The following is a 14020-nucleotide window of genomic DNA, read 5'->3' as shown; positions in this document are numbered from 1 at the left end:
GCACCGTACGAGCAGGTGCTCGGCGCCCGGGAGATGCCCGGCGCGGAGTGGTTCCCCGGGGCGCGGCTGAACTTCGCAGAGAACCTGCTCCGCGAGGCGTTGCACGGTGACCCGTCGAAGGTCGCGATCACGGAGATCTCGGAGACCCGGCCGCGCCAGCAGCTCACCTACGGCGAGCTCCTCGGCGAGGTCGCGGGCCTGCAGCGCTTCCTCCGCGAGCAGGGCGTCGGCCCCGGCGATCGGGTCGCGGGCATCGTCGCCAATACCTCCGAGGCGGTGATCGGGATGCTGGCCACCACTGCGCTCGGCGCGATCTGGTCCTCCGCCTCGCCGGACTTCGGCGCCAACGGCATCCACGACCGCTTCGGCCAGATCGAGCCCAAGGTACTGATCGCCGTCAACGGCTACGGCTATAACGGCAAGACCTTCTCGCGTCTGGAGCAGATCGCGGAGCTGCGCGAGCGTATCCCCTCGATCCAGTGCGCGGTGGTGATCTCCAACCTGCCTGAGGAGCCGATCCCGGATGACGCCGGCGTGGTCTCCTGGGACGCGGCGCTCAGCGAGGGCCGCGGCGGCGAGGTGCACTTCGAGCAGGTGCCTTTCGATCACCCCATCGTGATCGTCTATTCCTCCGGGACCACCGGCGCGCCGAAGTGCATCGTCCACGGCGGCGGTGGCGTGCTGCTCCAGCACAGCAAGGAGCTGATGCTCCACGGCGACGTCAAGCGTGACGACACGTTCTTCTACTTCACCACCACCGGCTGGATGATGTGGAACTGGCTGGTCTCCGGCCTGATCACCGGTGCCGAGGTGGTGTTCTTCGACGGCTCGCCGGGCTATCCCAACCTGGACGTCCTCTGGGAGATGGCCGAGCGCGAGGGGCTGACCCACTTCGGTACCAGCGCCAAGTTCCTCGGTGGCTGCCGCAACAAGGGCCTGCACCCGGGTGAGGACCACGACCTCTCCAACCTGCGGGTCGTCTTCTCCACGGGCTCGCCGCTGCTGCCGGAGGACTACGACTACGTCTACGAGCACATCAGCCCGGACGTACTCCTCGGTTCCATCTCCGGCGGCACGGACATCCTTTCCTGCTTCGTCGGCGCCTGCCCGATCCTCCCGGTCCGCCGCGGCGAGATCCAGTGCGCGATGCTCGGCATGGACGTCAAGGCGTTCAACGAGGACGGCGAGGAGGTCATCGACGAGCGCGGCGAGCTGGTCTGCACCCAGCCGGCACCGAGTATGCCGGTACAGTTCTGGAACGACCCGGACTTCGCCCGCTACCGCGGTGCGTACTTCGAGACGTTCCCCGGTGTCTGGGCTCACGGTGACTTCATCAGCTTCAGCGAGACCGGCGGCTGCGTCATCCACGGCCGCTCGGACGCCACGCTCAACCCGGGCGGCGTGCGCATCGGCACCGCGGAGATTTACCGCCAGGTGGAGACCATCGACGAGATCGCGGACAGCATCGTCGTCGGCCAGCCGTGGAACGGCGATGTCCGCGTGGTGCTCATGGTGGTCATGAACGAGGGCGAGGCGCTCACCGACGAGCTCCGGCGCAAGATCCGCAGCCGTGTCCGCGAGGGGGCGAGCCCGCGTCATGTGCCGGCGAAGATCGTCGCCGTCGACCAGATCCCCTACACCCGCAGCGGCAAGAAGGTGGAGCTGGCGGTGACCAAGATCCTCCGCGGCGACACCGTCAACAACCGCGAGGCGCTGGCGAATCCGGAGTCCCTGGACGAGATCGCCGCGATCGACGAGCTCTTCGGCTGACGCCCGGACCACGGCAGACCGGGCGGCGCATCCCCCGCGCCGCCCGGCCCTTTTCCCCTTTCTCTCCCCGAACGTTTCACCGGCGAGGCGACCGCCGACCTCCCTCGCCGCCCCGCCTGACTTCCGCGTGGTCTAGGGCAGCGCGAAGTAGAGAACGGCGGGGATGATGCCCAGCGACATCAGGTTGCCCAGCGCGACGATGGATGCCACCGCCTGCGGTTCCTGGTCGTAGTGCTCCGAGAGCATGTAGTTGAGCACCGCCGGCGGCAGCGCCCCGAAGACCAGCAACAGCCCGGCCACCGGCTGCGGGGGCTGGAAGATCAGCACCCACGGCACCGCGATGATCAGCCCGGTGACGGGGGCCATCAGCGCGCCACCGATGCCGATCCGCCAGTACGAGAGATCCACCTCCGTGAGGCGGATTCCCAGCGCGACCAGCATCAGCGGGATCGCCACGTTGCCGAGCATCTCCACCCCCGGGAGTACCAGGTCCGGCAGGTGCCAGCCCAGCGACATGCAGATCAGCCCGGCGGCCGTGGCCACCACCATGGGATTGCCGGCGAGCTCGCGCATGCCGATCCGCCGGGTGAGCAGCCACAGGCCGACGGTGAAGTGCAGCGAATTCTCCACCACGAACATCACCACGGCGACGGGCAGCGCGTCCTCGCCGAAGCCGAAGACCGCGAGTGGCAGCCCGAAGTTGCCGGCGTTGTTGAACATCGCCGGGGGCACGACGGTGCGCACGTCCCAGCCGGTGCGCCGCGCGATGAGCCAGGCGATCGGCCCGGAGCCGAGGATCACCGCGGCCGCGCCAAGCGCGGCGCCGCCCAGGGAGAGGTCGGCGCTCATGCGCTCGGAGAGCACGAAGAAGATCAGTGCCGGCACGAAGACATTGACGTTCAGCCGGTTGGCGCTGGACATGTCCGCCGGACGCAGCCGGCCGTAGACATACCCCACCAGCACCAGGCCGAAGACCGGGACAATGATCTCCAGGATGCGAAGCAGCACCGCTTACGCCCCCGGTTCCGCCGTCATCTCCTCGAGCACCCGCCGGGCGTGGCGAAAGCCCTCCATCCCCGCGGGCATGCCCGCGTAGACCGCCACCTGGAAGAGCACCTCGCGGATCTCCTCCACGCTGCACCCCTGGTTGACCGCACCGCGCACGTGCACGCGGAACTCGTCCATGCGGCCGAGGGCGGCGAGCATGCCCAGGTTGATCAGGCTGCGGGTCGGCGTGGGCAGTCCTTCCCGGTTCCAGATGTCGTCCCAGGCCGTGCGCATCACGAACTCCTGGAACTCGCGGTCGAAATCGCTGGCGTTCGCCAGCGAGCGCTCGACGTGGGCGTCGCCGAGCACGCGGCGGCGCATCGCCTCGCCCCGCTGGAGGCGCTCGTCGGACATGGTGGGTTCCTCCGTCGGTGTTGCCCCGCCGGTGGTGGCGGGTTAGCGTGCCGCAATACTACTAACCCGGTCATTGCCATTGCCAGCTCGCCGGACACTGCCGTGCGCCGCCACGCGCCGGGCGGCTTGCCGGTATGCCCGGCAGGCCAGGACGGGTTGGGGACAGACACGCACCTGCCTGGACAGCACCGGAACCTGCCATGAGCGAACTGACCCACCTCAACGAGCACGGCGAGGCCCACATGGTCGACGTCGGCGACAAGGACCGCAGCCACCGCATCGCCGTCGCCGAGGGCCGTATCCACATGGCGGCCGCGACCCTGGAGGCGCTCGTCACCGGTGATCTGAAGAAGGGTGATGCCCTCGCTACCGCCCGTATCGCCGGGATCATGGCCGCCAAGCGCACCGCCGACGTGGTGCCGCTGTGTCATCCCCTGGCGCTGTCCCATGTCGAGGTCACGCTGACCCCCGAACCGGAGGGCGGTGTGGTGCACTGCAGCGTCCGGGCGGAGACCCGCGAACGCACCGGCGTGGAGATGGAAGCGCTGAACGCGGTCCAGGCGGCGCTGCTCACGGTCTACGACATGTGCAAGGCGCTGGATCGGGGTATGACCATCGACGGCGTCGGGCTCGTGTACAAGGCGGGCGGGCGCTCGGGGGAGTGGCGCCGGGAATAGGCGAACGGCGCCGGCCTCAGCCGCCGGCGCGCTCGCGGATGCGGCCGCCATCCACCAGGGTCGCGTCCGGGTGGATCACCACGCGTTCGCCGACCTCCCGCCCCGGGCGCCCTCACCGTTGTGCAGCACCGCGCGCGATATCCAGGCTCTGTGCCGGGGCGCAGGCCTGCCGGTGAAGCCGGCAGGCGTAGTGCATCGCGATGGTGACATCGCGATAACCGAAGGCCTTGAGGATGCCGATCCGCTCGCGCTGATTCCGCACCAGCCGGTGGACAACCCCTGAGACTTCACAGTTAGATCAGCCGGTCGATCTTCGCGGCGAGGATGAAGTCGTTTTCGTGCAGGCCCTGGATCTTGTGCGTCCAGATCTCGACCTCGACGTGCCCCCAGCCGAAGTGGATCTCCGGGTGATGCTGTTCCTCCTCGGCGAGCTCGCCGACCTGGTTGACGAAGGCCAGTGCGGCGGCGAAGTCGCCGAAGCGGAACGCCCGGGTGATGCGCATCGGTTCGTCGTGGAGCTGCCATTCGGGGAGCTGACCGAGATGGCGTTCCGCCTCGTCGCGGGACATCGGCGGGGTTCCGCCGCGGCAGGGGGTGCAGCTCTGCTCGCTGAGTGCCATGATGCGTTCTCCCTGATCACGGATGGAAAGCGGTAATGTGTGTATCGCTGTTATCCCCGACGTGGGGTGGATACCGCGGTTTTCAAACGGTCGCCGGCCGGTTGAGCTTTCCGCCCCCCGCGGGTAACGTGGTCTGACCAAAAACGACGGCCCCGGTTGTGACAACATGACTGAAGCGACGACAAGCGGACGGCCCCGGGTCGGGCTGTTCGTGACCTGCCTCGTGGATCTGTTCCGCCCCCGTGTCGGTTTCGCCTCGGTCCGGCTGCTCGAGCAGGCAGGCTGCACCGTGGAGGTGCCCGAAGGCCAGACCTGCTGCGGCCAGCCGGCCTACAACAGCGGCGACCTCGACGATACCCGGGCACTGGCGCGCCAGACCATCGAGGTGTTCGAGGACTGTGACTACGTGGTCGGCCCCTCCGGCTCGTGCATCGGCCAGCTCCGCAAGTACCCGGAGCTCTTCGAGGACGACGATCCCTGGCGTGAGCGCGCGGAGGCCCTGGCGGCACGCAGCTGGGAGCTGTTTGCCTTCCTCGTCGACGTGCGGGGCATGAGCGGCGTGACGGCGCGCTTCCCGGCGAACGCCACCTATCACGACAGCTGCTCCGGGCTGCGCCAGCTGGGCGTGAAGGCCCAGCCGCGGACGCTGCTGGGCAGCGTGGAGGGGCTCACGATCACGGAGATGACGGACACCGAGGTCTGCTGCGGCTTCGGCGGGACGTTCTGCGTGAAGTACCCGGAGATCTCCGAGCGCCTGGTGGACGACAAGAGCACGCGCATCGAGGAGAGCGGCGCAGAGACCGTGCTCGCCGGCGATCTCGGCTGCCTGATGAACATCGCCGGGCGGCTGCGGCGGCGCGGCTCCGGCGTGCGCGTCTATCACGCCGCCGAGGTCCTCGCGGACATGGGCGACGCGCCGGCCATCGGCGAGGAGGACGGCTGATGGAGGCCCGGACCCACACGTTCAAGGCGAATGCGCGCGCCGCCCTCGCCGACGACAACCTGCGTACCGCCCTGGCCTCGGCCAAGGGCGGATTCGTCACCAAGCGCGCCGGCGCGGTCGAGGCCTTTCCGGACTTCGAGGCGCTGCGCGAGCGCGGCGCGGCGATCAAGGACCACACCCTGGCGAACCTGGACCACTACCTCGCCCGCTTTACCGCGAACGTCAGCGAGCGCGGCGGCCAGGTGCACTATGCCGGCGACGACGCGGCGGCCCGCGAGATCATCCTCGGCATCTGCCGCGACGCCGGCGCCCGGCGGGTGATCAAGTCCAAGACCATGGCGGGCGAGGAGATCTCGCTCAACGAGGCCCTGGAGCGCGAGCACGAGCTCGTGGAGACGGACCTCGGCGAGTACATCATCCAGCTCGCGAAGGAGCCGCCGAGCCACATCATCGCGCCGGCGGTACACAAGACCCGGGCGGAGATCACGCGGCTGTTCGACGAGCATCACCATCACCGCATCGACGGCCCGCTGCGCCCGGCCCCGGAGCTGGTGGCCGAGGCACGGCAGGTGCTGCGCGAGCGTTTCCTGGAGGCGGACGTCGACATCAGCGGCGCGAACTTCCTGATCGCCGACACCGGCACGGTGACGCTGGTCACCAACGAGGGCAATGCCGATCTCGGCACCACCCTGCCCCGGGTGCACATTGTCATTGCAGGCATCGAGAAGCTCGTGCCCGGTACCGAGGAGGCCTCGACGATGCTGCGCCTGCTCGGGCGCAGCGCCACCGGCCAGGACATGAGCGCCTACACGACCTTCCTCACCGGCGGGCGGCGCCCGGACGATCCCGACGGCCCGGACGAGTACCACGTGGTCCTCCTCGACAACGGCCGCACGGGCATGCTCGGCAACGAGTTCCGCTCCATGCTCCGCTGCATCCGCTGCGGTGCGTGCATGAACCACTGCCCGGTCTACGGCGCCGTGGGCGGCCATACCTACGGCTGGGTCTACCCCGGCCCCATGGGCCAGGTGCTCACACCGATGTTCCGTGGTCTGGACGGTACCGTGGACCTGCCCAACGCCTGCACCCTGAACGGGCGCTGCGGCAGCGTCTGCCCGGTGAAGATCCCCCTGCCCGACCTCATCCGCCACCTGCGGGACTGGCAGTTCGACGCCCACCTGGGGCAGCGGACGACCCGTTGGGCGCTGCAGGCCTGGGGCTGGGTGGCGCGGCGTCCGCGCCTGTATCACCCCCTCGCACGAATCGGCGTCCGGGTGCTGCGCTGGCTCGGCGGCCGCCGCGGCGGTGCCGCGCGGCGCATGCCCCTGGCCGGCGGCTGGACGGACGCCCGCGATCTGCCCCTGCCGTCGGGTACGACGTTCCAGGCGGCCTGGCGGGCGAAGCGCAAGGAGGACGCATGAGCGACACGGCACAGCGGTTCTTCGCCACCATTCGCCGCGCCCTCGGTCGCGAGGCGAGCCCCGATCCGGAGGCCATCGGGGCGGAACGCCGGGCGCTGATGGCGGCACCCGCACCGCGCCCGGAGTGGAGCGGCGACGACGTCACGCGGCTGCTCACGCGCCTGGAGGCCGCGGCGGCCACCTCGGAGCGGATCGCCTCCCCCGCGGATATCCCCGCGGCGGTGGCCCGGGTGCTGCTCGATGCCGGGGCGCCCGGCGGGCCGGTACAGCTCGGTGCCGACCCGCTCCTCGCCGGGCTGGAATGGCCGCAGGAAGTGGCCGTGGCCGACGGGATCGACGGCGTGCATACGGCACCGGCGTCGGTGACCGTGGCGGTGGCGGGCATCGCGGAGACCGGGACGCTGGTCCTCCGCTCCGGGCCGGACAACCCCACGAGCCTGAACTTCCTCCCCGAGCATCACGTCGTGGTGCTACGGGCCGGCGACGTCGTGGACTACATGGAGACTGCCTGGGCGCGGCTGCACGCCGACGGCGATCTGCCCCGGACGGTGAACTTCATCACCGGGCCGTCGCGCACCGGGGATGTGGAGCAGACCATCGAGCTCGGGGCGCATGGACCACGGCGGCTGCACGTGCTGCTGCTGGAAGATCACGACCAGCTGTGATCTTCCGGCAGGTTGTTCACTCGCCACCTCCCCGGGAGAGCGGAGGGGCAACCCGGCCGACGTTGCCAGCAGGTCCGTGTGAACAACCAGGGACGTTGATCCTGGTCCGGGGGGCGGATGGACGTTCGGGCAGGTCGTGCACCGCAGGCGTGTGACATCCCGGACGGGTCCCGACAGCGTCGCACACGGCCCGCGGCCGTGCACGACCTGCCCGAGCTGCTCCGGGATAGAGGATGGACGTTCGGGTAGGTCGTGCGCCATAAGGCGTGCGACATTCCGGGCCGGTCCCAGCGGTGTCGCACACGGCCTACGGTCGTGCACGACCTACCCGCCCGGGTGGCCGTCCGCGACGATCTCGTATGTCTCGGGGTTGCACGGCCAGGCGACGGTTCCCGTAGATTGGCTGCTTCTGGCAGCCAACATCCCGTCCCGCGGTGCCGGCGATGTCGACCGCCTCGAGCGGCGGACCCTGTATGTCCCGGTGCCGAGGGGCCAGGCCGCAGGGCCGCGTATGCGCCGGCGGGATCAGTCCCCGGCGCCGGCCGCGTTGTCCCGCGCCTTGGCCTGCTGGTAGGCGGCCTCCAGGGTGTCGAAATCGCAGTCCCCGGGCTGCCGTCCGGCTTTCGCCAGCACGGATTCCAGACCGCGGAAACGGCGCTCGAACTTGTCGTTGGCGGCCCGTAGCGCCTGCTCGGGATCACTGCCGAGGTGGCGACCGAGATTCGCGCAGGCGAACAGCAGATCGCCGTACTCCTCGTGAATGTGCTCGCCGTCGCCGCTGGCCATGGCCTCCTCCAGCTCGGCGAGCTCCTCGCGGAGCTTGGCGATCACCGGCCGCGGCTCCTCCCAGTCGAAGCCGACCCGGGCGGCACGTTTCTGGAGCTTGATGCTTCGGCTGAGCGCCGGGAGCGTGCGCGGGACGTCGTCCAGCAGCCCCGGCTCACGCCCCTCGCCGTCGGCACGCTGGGCCCGCTCCGCTGCCTTGATCGCCTCCCAGGCGCGGGTCTGGCTGTCCGCGTCGCGTTCCTCCGCCTCGCCGAAGACGTGGGGGTGGCGGCGCACGATCTTGTCCGCGATGGCACTGGCGACATCGTGGAAATCGAAACGCCCCTCCTCGGCGGCGAAGCGGGCGTAGTAGACGACCTGGAAGAGCAGATCCCCGAGCTCGTCGCGCAGATGATCGTAGTCGCCCCGCTCGATGGTGTCGGCCACCTCGTAGGCCTCCTCGAGGGTGTGCGGCACGATGCTCTGCCAGTCCTGCTCCAGGTCCCATGGACAGCCGCCGTCGGGGTTACGCAGGGCGGCCATGATCTCGATCAAACGGTCTACGGGATGTTGCGGCATTCTGGTCTTCCTGCTCTGCGAGGAGCGAGTATGGACGCCCCCGGCCGCCGACGCCAGAATACGGCCGGAGTGCGCCGGCCGCGTCGGACCTCGATGGAGGGCCTGCGTCGGCGCACGAGGACGATATCGGTGCCGGTGTGCATGTGCCGCGCCGGCGCCGGTGCAGGGACGCAGTGCCCTGCCGGGGAATGCGGGGCGCCGCCGGGCGCCCCGGAGATCGGCCAGTCAGACACAAGAAGGAGAGGCAGTTCGTGGCAAAACCGGTAACACCCGCCACCGCCCGTGGGGAGCGAACGCGCCAGAAGCTGCTCGATGCAGCCGAGGAGGAGTTCGGCGAGAAGGGGTTTCACAGCGCCTCGATCAGCAACATCACCCACCGCGCCGGCGTCGCCCAGGGCACGTTCTACATCTACTTCTCGTCCAAGGAGGCCATCCTCCGGGCCCTGGTGGAGCACATGAGCCGCGAGCTCCGCCGGTCCCAGAGCGAGGCGGTCCGGGGCTGCAGCGACCGCATCGAGGTGGAGCGCACGGGCTTCCGGCAGTTCCTGCGTTTCGCGCTCGCGCACAAGAACCTCTACCGCATCGTCATGCAGTCCCAGTTCGTGGACCCGGACGTGCACCAGCGCTACTACGAGACCCTGCTCGCCGGTTACGAGCGCGGCATCGCCGAGGCCCAGGCCCGCGGCGAGGTGCGCCAGGGCGACCCCCGGGCCCTCGCCTGGGCACTGATCGGCATGACCTACTTCTTCGGCAAGCGCTATGCCACCTGGGAAGGCGAGATGCCGGAGGAGTCGGCGATCGAGACCGTCCTCGACTTCATCGAGGCCGGCCTGCGACCGCCGTCGAAGGACGGGGGCGCCTGAGGCGCCCGCATCTCAGCGGCGCTGGTACTGGCCGGCACCGAAGAGCAGCCGCTTGGCCTCCTCGTCGAAGCCGTTCTGGCGGGCGTCGGCGAGTACCGCCACGCCGCGCTGCACGGCCGGGCGGGCCTCGATGGTGTCGTACCAGCGCTTGAGGTTCGGATAGTCGGTGAGGTCCTGGCCCTGGTTCGCGTGGGGCCGGATCCAGGGATAGGCCGCGATGTCGGCGATGCTGTACTCACCGCCGGCCAGCCACTCGCTCTCGCCGAGACGGCGGTCCATGACCCGGTACAGCCGGGACGTCTCGTTGGTGTAGCGGTCGTAGGCGTACTGAATGTGCTTGGGCGCGTAGTTGCGGAAGTGATGCGCCTGGCCGAGCATCGGGCCGAGCCCGCCCATCTGGAACATCAGCCACTCCATGACCTGGTAGCGGGCCTCGCCGTTCGCCGGCAGGAACTCCCCGGTCTTCTCGGCGAGGTAGAACAGGATCGCACCGGACTCGAAGACGCTGATCGGCCCGCCTTCCGGTCCGTCGTCGTCGACGATGGCGGGGATCTTGTTGTTCGGGCTGATGCGCAGGAACTCCGGCTCGAACTGATCGCCCTTGCCGATGTTCACGCCGTGGACGCGGTAGTCCAGGCCCATTTCCTCCAGTGCGATATGCACCTTGTGGCCGTTGGGTGTCGGCCAGCTGTAGCAGTCGATCATGGCTCGTCCTCGTTATCTGTGCGTTGTGGACACTGCCCGGGCCCCTGCCAGGTCCCCAGCCCCTGGAGCAGGCAGGCGGCGAGTGCGGCGGTTCGCTTGTCCCGGGCGGCATCCGCGGGCAGGCGCGAATGGGCCTCCACCAGCGAGCGCCAGGCGAGCCGGAGCTGTACCAGTCCCAGGTTGTGGCGGGCCCGGGCCATCGCCGGGTCGGCGTCCAGCGCCCGGTAGAAGGCCGTCTCCGCCGGGCGCAGCCGGCCGAGCTCGACCCGTGCGTTACCGAGTCGGTACCAGGCATGCGGGTCCCGGGGTGCGCTTTCAAGGTAGTGCTGGTAGCGGCTGGCGGCGTCCCGGTAGCGGCCGGCATCGTAGGCACGATCCGCCGCGGCCTTGTCGCCGCCCTGCCCCACCGGCAGGGCCGTACAGCCGGTGGCCACGGCCGCGATGAGCACGAGGAGGACACCGAGGCGGCGTCCCGGCAGCGGATGCCTGACTGACGCGGACATAGCTAACGCCATCCTTCCGTTCCGTGACGTGCGCCCGTGGGCGCGAGGCATGCAGTGTAGCAGTGGGCATCGCCGTCGCGTACGGCACGGCCGCGCTCTGGCGGCGTGTCCGGGGTCTGCGTCCGGCGTCACGCCGCGCCGTGTGCATGGTGCGTGCGTGCACGCGAAGAGGTGGTATTACCCACGAGCGGGTTAGTATCATGGCCGACTTACACCCGCTGCATGCGTGAACACCCAGGTCCCATGTCCGAATCCGTGATTAACCGGCGCCACAGCGTGCCCGTCGACGTCGGCGGCGTCACCGTCGGCGGCGATGCCCCCGTCGTCGTTCAGTCCATGACCAACACCGATACCGCCGACGAGGTCGGCACGGCGGTCCAGGTCGCGGACCTGGCGCGGGCCGGCTCGGAGCTGGTGCGCATCACCGTCAACAACGAGGCCGCGGCCGCGGCGGTGCCGGCGATCCGCCGCCGGCTCGACGACATGGGTGTGGACGTGCCCCTGGTCGGGGACTTCCACTTCAACGGTCACCGTCTGCTCACCGCCTACCCGGACTGCGCGGCGGCGCTGGCGAAGTTGCGCATCAATCCGGGCAACGTCGGCAAGGGCCGCCGGCGCGACCCGCAGTTCGCGACCATGATCGATATCGCCCGGGACCTCGACAAGCCGGTACGCATCGGCGTGAACTGGGGCAGCCTGGACCAGGACCTGCTGGCCCGGATGATGGACGAGAACGCGCGCCAGGCCGAGCCCGCCCCGCCGGCGAGCGTGATGAAGCAGGCGGTGGTGCGCTCGGCGCTGGACTCCGCCGAGAAGGCCGAGGCCCTGGGGCTGCCCCACGACCGCATCATCCTCTCGTGCAAGATGAGCGTGGTGCAGGACCTCATCACGGTCTATCGCGATCTCGCCGCGCGCTGCGACTACCCGCTGCATCTCGGCCTGACGGAGGCCGGCATGGGTTCCAAGGGCATCGTGGCATCGTCGGCGGCGCTGGCGGTGCTCCTGCAGGAAGGCATCGGCGACACCATCCGCATCTCGCTCACCCCCGAGCCCGGCGAGTCCCGGACCCGGGAGGTGGTGGTCGCCCAGGAGCTGCTCCAGACCATGGGCATGCGGGCATTCACCCCGCTGGTCACCGCCTGCCCCGGCTGCGGGCGGACCACGAGCACCTTCTTCCAGGAGCTTGCCGAGCAGATCCAGAATCACGTCCGCGAGCGCATGCCGGAGTGGCGGAACCACTATCCCGGTGTCGAGAACATGACCCTCGCGGTGATGGGCTGCGTGGTCAACGGCCCCGGCGAGAGCCGCAATGCCAACCTCGGCATCAGCCTGCCCGGCACCGGCGAGAAGCCCGTGGCCCCGGTCTACGAGGACGGCGAGAAGACCGTCACCCTCAAGGGCGAGCGCATCGGCGAGGAGTTCGTCGAGCTGGTGGAGGACTACGTCGCCCGGCGCTACGGGCGCGGCGCTCATTCCTCGAGCTGATCGAGCTTGGCGGTGACCGCCGCCCAGTCGTCGGCGTCCGCCGGCGGCGCCTTCATCGACGTGATCACCGGCCACTGCCCGGCGAGACGGGCATTGATCTCCAGAAAATGCGCCTGGCCGGCCGGCACGCGGTCGTCCGCGTGGATGGCGTCCACCGGACATTCGAACTCGCACAGCGCGCAGTCGATGCACTCCTGCGGGTCGATCACGAGGAAGTTCGGTCCCTCGTGGAAGCAGTCCACCGGGCAGACCTCGACGCAGTCCGTGTACTTGCAGCGGATGCAGGGCTCGGTGACGACGTAGGTCACGCCCGGTAGCCCTCCGCCGCCGGCGCGCTGCGGTGCGCCAGCGCCCCGCAGACGTCGCAGCGCCACTGTCCGCCGGCGTACTGCCGGGCCAGGGCCTCGCGGATCTGCGGACGCTGCACGAAGTCTGCGAGGCGGATGTCGTCCAGGTAGGCGTCCAGGCGCCGGGAGAGGTTGTCCCACAGCGCGCGGGTGAGCGCGCTGCCACCGCGGGGGCCGCCGCGGCCGTCGGCCTCCATCACGCGAATGATCTCGCCGACGCCGAGCTCCGCCGGATCGCGGGTCAGGCGGTAACCGCCCCCGGGGCCGGGCACGCCCTGCACCAGCCCGGCGTGACGCAGGCGGGTGAAGATCTGGTCCACGTAGGACACCGATATCCCCTGGCATACCGAGATCTCGGCCAGCGGCACCGGTGTCTTGCCGCCGTGGATGGCCAGATGCATCAGCGCGCTCACCGCGTAGCGGCTCTTGGTGGACAGCCGGATCATGCGCTATTCCCGTCGAACTCCGAAACCGTGTGGATGTGGTTCACTGGGCCGTGACCGCCGCCAAGCGGCGTCGCCGTGACCAGGGCACGCTGGAGGTAGCGTCGCGCGCGGGCGACCGCGGCGGCGAGATCCATCCCCCGGGCGACCCCGGCGGCGATCGCCGAGGCCAGCGTGCAGCCGGTGCCGTGGGTGCACTCCGTCGCGATCCGGGGCTGGCGCAGGCACTCGGTGCCCGTCGGCGTGGCGAGGACGTCGGTGATGGTCTCGCCGGCCGCGTGCCCGCCCTTCACCAGCACCGCACCGCATCCCAGCGCCAGCAGGGCCTCGGCGGCGGCGATCTGGTCGGCCTCGTCGTGTATCCGGCGCTCCAGCAGCACCTCCGCCTCCGGGATGTTGGGCGTGACGAGGCTCGCCCGCGGCACCAGCCGCGTGCGCAATGCCTCCACCGCGGCGGTCTGCAGCAGGCGGTCCCCGCTCTGGGCGACCATCACCGGGTCCACGACCAGGGGCACCGCCGGCGCCATCGATTCTAGCATCTCCGCTACCGTTTCGATGACGGGGGCGTCGTGGAGCATGCCCGTCTTGATGCAGTCGGCGCCGATGTCGCCCAGCACGGAGCGCATCTGCTCGGCGATGAATGCCGACGGTATCGGAAAGACGTCCTGGACGCCGAGGGTGTTCTGCGCCGTCAGCGCGGTGATCGCCGTCATGGCATAGCCACGCAGGGCGGTGACGGCCTTGATGTCGGCCTGGATGCCGGCGCCGCCGCCGGAGTCGGAACCGGCAACGATGAGTACGCGTGCGTGAGTCATGGTCCGTCCGTTGGTTGT

General features: G+C 69.8%; 17 protein-coding genes. 8 read left to right on the top strand and 9 right to left on the bottom strand.

The annotated features are described in order from the left end of the window. On the top strand, nucleotides 1–1770 hold a 1770-nt coding region (locus tag G7A99_RS03440; protein ID WP_163138879.1), incomplete at its 5' end, for an acetoacetate--CoA ligase. A 132-nt stretch (nucleotides 1771–1902) separates the two neighbouring features. On the opposite strand, the gene G7A99_RS03435 is transcribed toward G7A99_RS03440, so the two are convergent. Together G7A99_RS03435 and G7A99_RS03430 are read right to left on the bottom strand one after the other, a co-directional pair. Then, a complete protein-coding gene (locus G7A99_RS03435; RefSeq protein ID WP_163138878.1) occupies nucleotides 1903–2778 on the bottom strand; it encodes an AEC family transporter in 876 nt (291 codons plus the stop codon). A gap of 3 nt (nucleotides 2779–2781) precedes the next feature. Further along, complete coding sequence (locus G7A99_RS03430) at nucleotides 2782–3171, bottom strand: carboxymuconolactone decarboxylase family protein (protein WP_163138877.1); 390 nt, start codon at nucleotides 3169–3171, stop codon at nucleotides 2782–2784. A 200-nt stretch (nucleotides 3172–3371) separates the two neighbouring features. On the opposite strand from G7A99_RS03430, the gene moaC reads away from it, so the two are divergent. Together moaC and G7A99_RS24825 are read left to right on the top strand one after the other, a co-directional pair. After that, a complete protein-coding gene (moaC, locus tag G7A99_RS03425) occupies nucleotides 3372–3848 on the top strand; it encodes a cyclic pyranopterin monophosphate synthase MoaC (RefSeq protein WP_163138876.1) in 477 nt (158 codons plus the stop codon). Between the two features lie 70 nt (nucleotides 3849–3918). Continuing rightward, complete coding sequence (locus G7A99_RS24825; RefSeq protein WP_205599708.1) at nucleotides 3919–4131, top strand: hypothetical protein; 213 nt, start codon at nucleotides 3919–3921, stop codon at nucleotides 4129–4131. 10 nt (nucleotides 4132–4141) lie between these two features. On the opposite strand, the gene G7A99_RS03415 is transcribed toward G7A99_RS24825, so the two are convergent. Next, nucleotides 4142–4468, bottom strand: coding sequence for a 4a-hydroxytetrahydrobiopterin dehydratase (locus tag G7A99_RS03415; RefSeq protein WP_163138874.1), 327 nt, complete (start codon nucleotides 4466–4468; stop codon nucleotides 4142–4144). Between the two features lie 166 nt (nucleotides 4469–4634). Between G7A99_RS03415 and G7A99_RS03410 the strand changes: the two genes are divergently transcribed. Genes G7A99_RS03410 through G7A99_RS03400 form a run of 3 tightly spaced genes read left to right on the top strand, consistent with a single transcriptional unit; the run spans nucleotide 4635 to nucleotide 7497 of the window. Next, nucleotides 4635–5411: a (Fe-S)-binding protein gene (locus G7A99_RS03410; protein ID WP_163138873.1), complete on the top strand. Its 777-nt coding sequence runs from the start codon at nucleotides 4635–4637 to the stop codon at nucleotides 5409–5411. Continuing rightward, nucleotides 5411–6832, top strand: coding sequence for a lactate utilization protein B (locus G7A99_RS03405; protein ID WP_163138872.1), 1422 nt, complete (start codon nucleotides 5411–5413; stop codon nucleotides 6830–6832). The genes G7A99_RS03410 and G7A99_RS03405 overlap by 1 nt, the downstream gene beginning before the upstream one ends. Then, nucleotides 6829–7497, top strand: coding sequence for an LUD domain-containing protein (locus tag G7A99_RS03400; RefSeq protein ID WP_163138871.1), 669 nt, complete (start codon nucleotides 6829–6831; stop codon nucleotides 7495–7497). Before G7A99_RS03405 ends, G7A99_RS03400 begins: the two co-directional genes overlap by 4 nt. Before the next feature lie 525 nt (nucleotides 7498–8022). On the opposite strand, the gene mazG is transcribed toward G7A99_RS03400, so the two are convergent. Then, nucleotides 8023–8841, bottom strand: coding sequence for a nucleoside triphosphate pyrophosphohydrolase (gene mazG, locus G7A99_RS03395; protein WP_163138870.1), 819 nt, complete (start codon nucleotides 8839–8841; stop codon nucleotides 8023–8025). A gap of 251 nt (nucleotides 8842–9092) precedes the next feature. Between mazG and G7A99_RS03390 the strand changes: the two genes are divergently transcribed. Then, nucleotides 9093–9704 carry a TetR/AcrR family transcriptional regulator gene (locus G7A99_RS03390; RefSeq protein WP_163138869.1) on the top strand — a complete coding sequence of 204 codons (612 nt, stop codon included), beginning with the start codon at nucleotides 9093–9095 and terminating at the stop codon, nucleotides 9702–9704. A 12-nt stretch (nucleotides 9705–9716) separates the two neighbouring features. Here the strand turns inward: G7A99_RS03390 and G7A99_RS03385 are convergent, their stop codons facing one another. Both G7A99_RS03385 and G7A99_RS03380 read right to left on the bottom strand, forming a co-directional pair. Beyond that, entirely contained in the window at nucleotides 9717–10409 is a 693-nt protein-coding gene (locus tag G7A99_RS03385) for a glutathione binding-like protein (RefSeq protein ID WP_163138868.1), read from the bottom strand. Continuing rightward, on the bottom strand, nucleotides 10406–10912 hold the full coding sequence (locus G7A99_RS03380; RefSeq protein ID WP_163138867.1) for a tetratricopeptide repeat protein: 507 nt from the start codon (nucleotides 10910–10912) through the stop codon (nucleotides 10406–10408). Before G7A99_RS03380 ends, G7A99_RS03385 begins: the two co-directional genes overlap by 4 nt. Before the next feature lie 243 nt (nucleotides 10913–11155). On the opposite strand from G7A99_RS03380, the gene ispG reads away from it, so the two are divergent. Then, nucleotides 11156–12397, top strand: a complete 1242-nt coding sequence (gene ispG, locus G7A99_RS03375; RefSeq protein WP_163138866.1) for a flavodoxin-dependent (E)-4-hydroxy-3-methylbut-2-enyl-diphosphate synthase — start codon at nucleotides 11156–11158, stop codon at nucleotides 12395–12397. Here ispG and fdxA read toward each other — a convergent pair. From fdxA to thiD, 3 genes are read right to left on the bottom strand one after another with little or no spacing between them, the layout of a single operon-like run. After that, nucleotides 12382–12705 (bottom strand): ferredoxin FdxA, encoded by a 324-nt coding sequence (gene fdxA / locus G7A99_RS03370; RefSeq protein ID WP_163138865.1) that lies wholly within the window; start codon nucleotides 12703–12705, stop codon nucleotides 12382–12384. The genes ispG and fdxA overlap by 16 nt on opposite strands. Further along, nucleotides 12702–13187, bottom strand: coding sequence for an Rrf2 family transcriptional regulator (locus tag G7A99_RS03365; protein WP_371807594.1), 486 nt, complete (start codon nucleotides 13185–13187; stop codon nucleotides 12702–12704). Before G7A99_RS03365 ends, fdxA begins: the two co-directional genes overlap by 4 nt. Continuing rightward, nucleotides 13187–14002: a bifunctional hydroxymethylpyrimidine kinase/phosphomethylpyrimidine kinase gene (thiD, locus tag G7A99_RS03360; RefSeq protein WP_163138863.1), complete on the bottom strand. Its 816-nt coding sequence runs from the start codon at nucleotides 14000–14002 to the stop codon at nucleotides 13187–13189. Before thiD ends, G7A99_RS03365 begins: the two co-directional genes overlap by 1 nt. Between the last annotated feature and the right edge of the window lie 18 nt (nucleotides 14003–14020).

The sequence above is a fragment of the Arhodomonas sp. KWT genome, from assembly GCF_010993615.1.
Note: the sequence above shows the minus strand (reverse complement) of the source record. Positions and strands in the feature narration are given on the sequence as shown.

Coding starts and splice junctions, on each gene's coding strand:
- G7A99_RS03415 (WP_163138874.1), bottom strand. CDS start 4,468: ATGGCACTCAGCGAGCAGAGCTGCACCCCCTGCCGCGGCGGAACCCCG.
- G7A99_RS03405 (WP_163138872.1), top strand. CDS start 5,411: ATGGAGGCCCGGACCCACACGTTCAAGGCGAATGCGCGCGCCGCCCTC.
- moaC (WP_163138876.1), top strand. CDS start 3,372: ATGAGCGAACTGACCCACCTCAACGAGCACGGCGAGGCCCACATGGTC.
- G7A99_RS03385 (WP_163138868.1), bottom strand. CDS start 10,409: ATGATCGACTGCTACAGCTGGCCGACACCCAACGGCCACAAGGTGCAT.
- mazG (WP_163138870.1), bottom strand. CDS start 8,841: ATGCCGCAACATCCCGTAGACCGTTTGATCGAGATCATGGCCGCCCTG.
- ispG (WP_163138866.1), top strand. CDS start 11,156: ATGTCCGAATCCGTGATTAACCGGCGCCACAGCGTGCCCGTCGACGTC.
- G7A99_RS03430 (WP_163138877.1), bottom strand. CDS start 3,171: ATGTCCGACGAGCGCCTCCAGCGGGGCGAGGCGATGCGCCGCCGCGTG.
- thiD (WP_163138863.1), bottom strand. CDS start 14,002: ATGACTCACGCACGCGTACTCATCGTTGCCGGTTCCGACTCCGGCGGC.
- G7A99_RS03380 (WP_163138867.1), bottom strand. CDS start 10,912: ATGTCCGCGTCAGTCAGGCATCCGCTGCCGGGACGCCGCCTCGGTGTC.
- G7A99_RS03400 (WP_163138871.1), top strand. CDS start 6,829: ATGAGCGACACGGCACAGCGGTTCTTCGCCACCATTCGCCGCGCCCTC.
- G7A99_RS03410 (WP_163138873.1), top strand. CDS start 4,635: ATGACTGAAGCGACGACAAGCGGACGGCCCCGGGTCGGGCTGTTCGTG.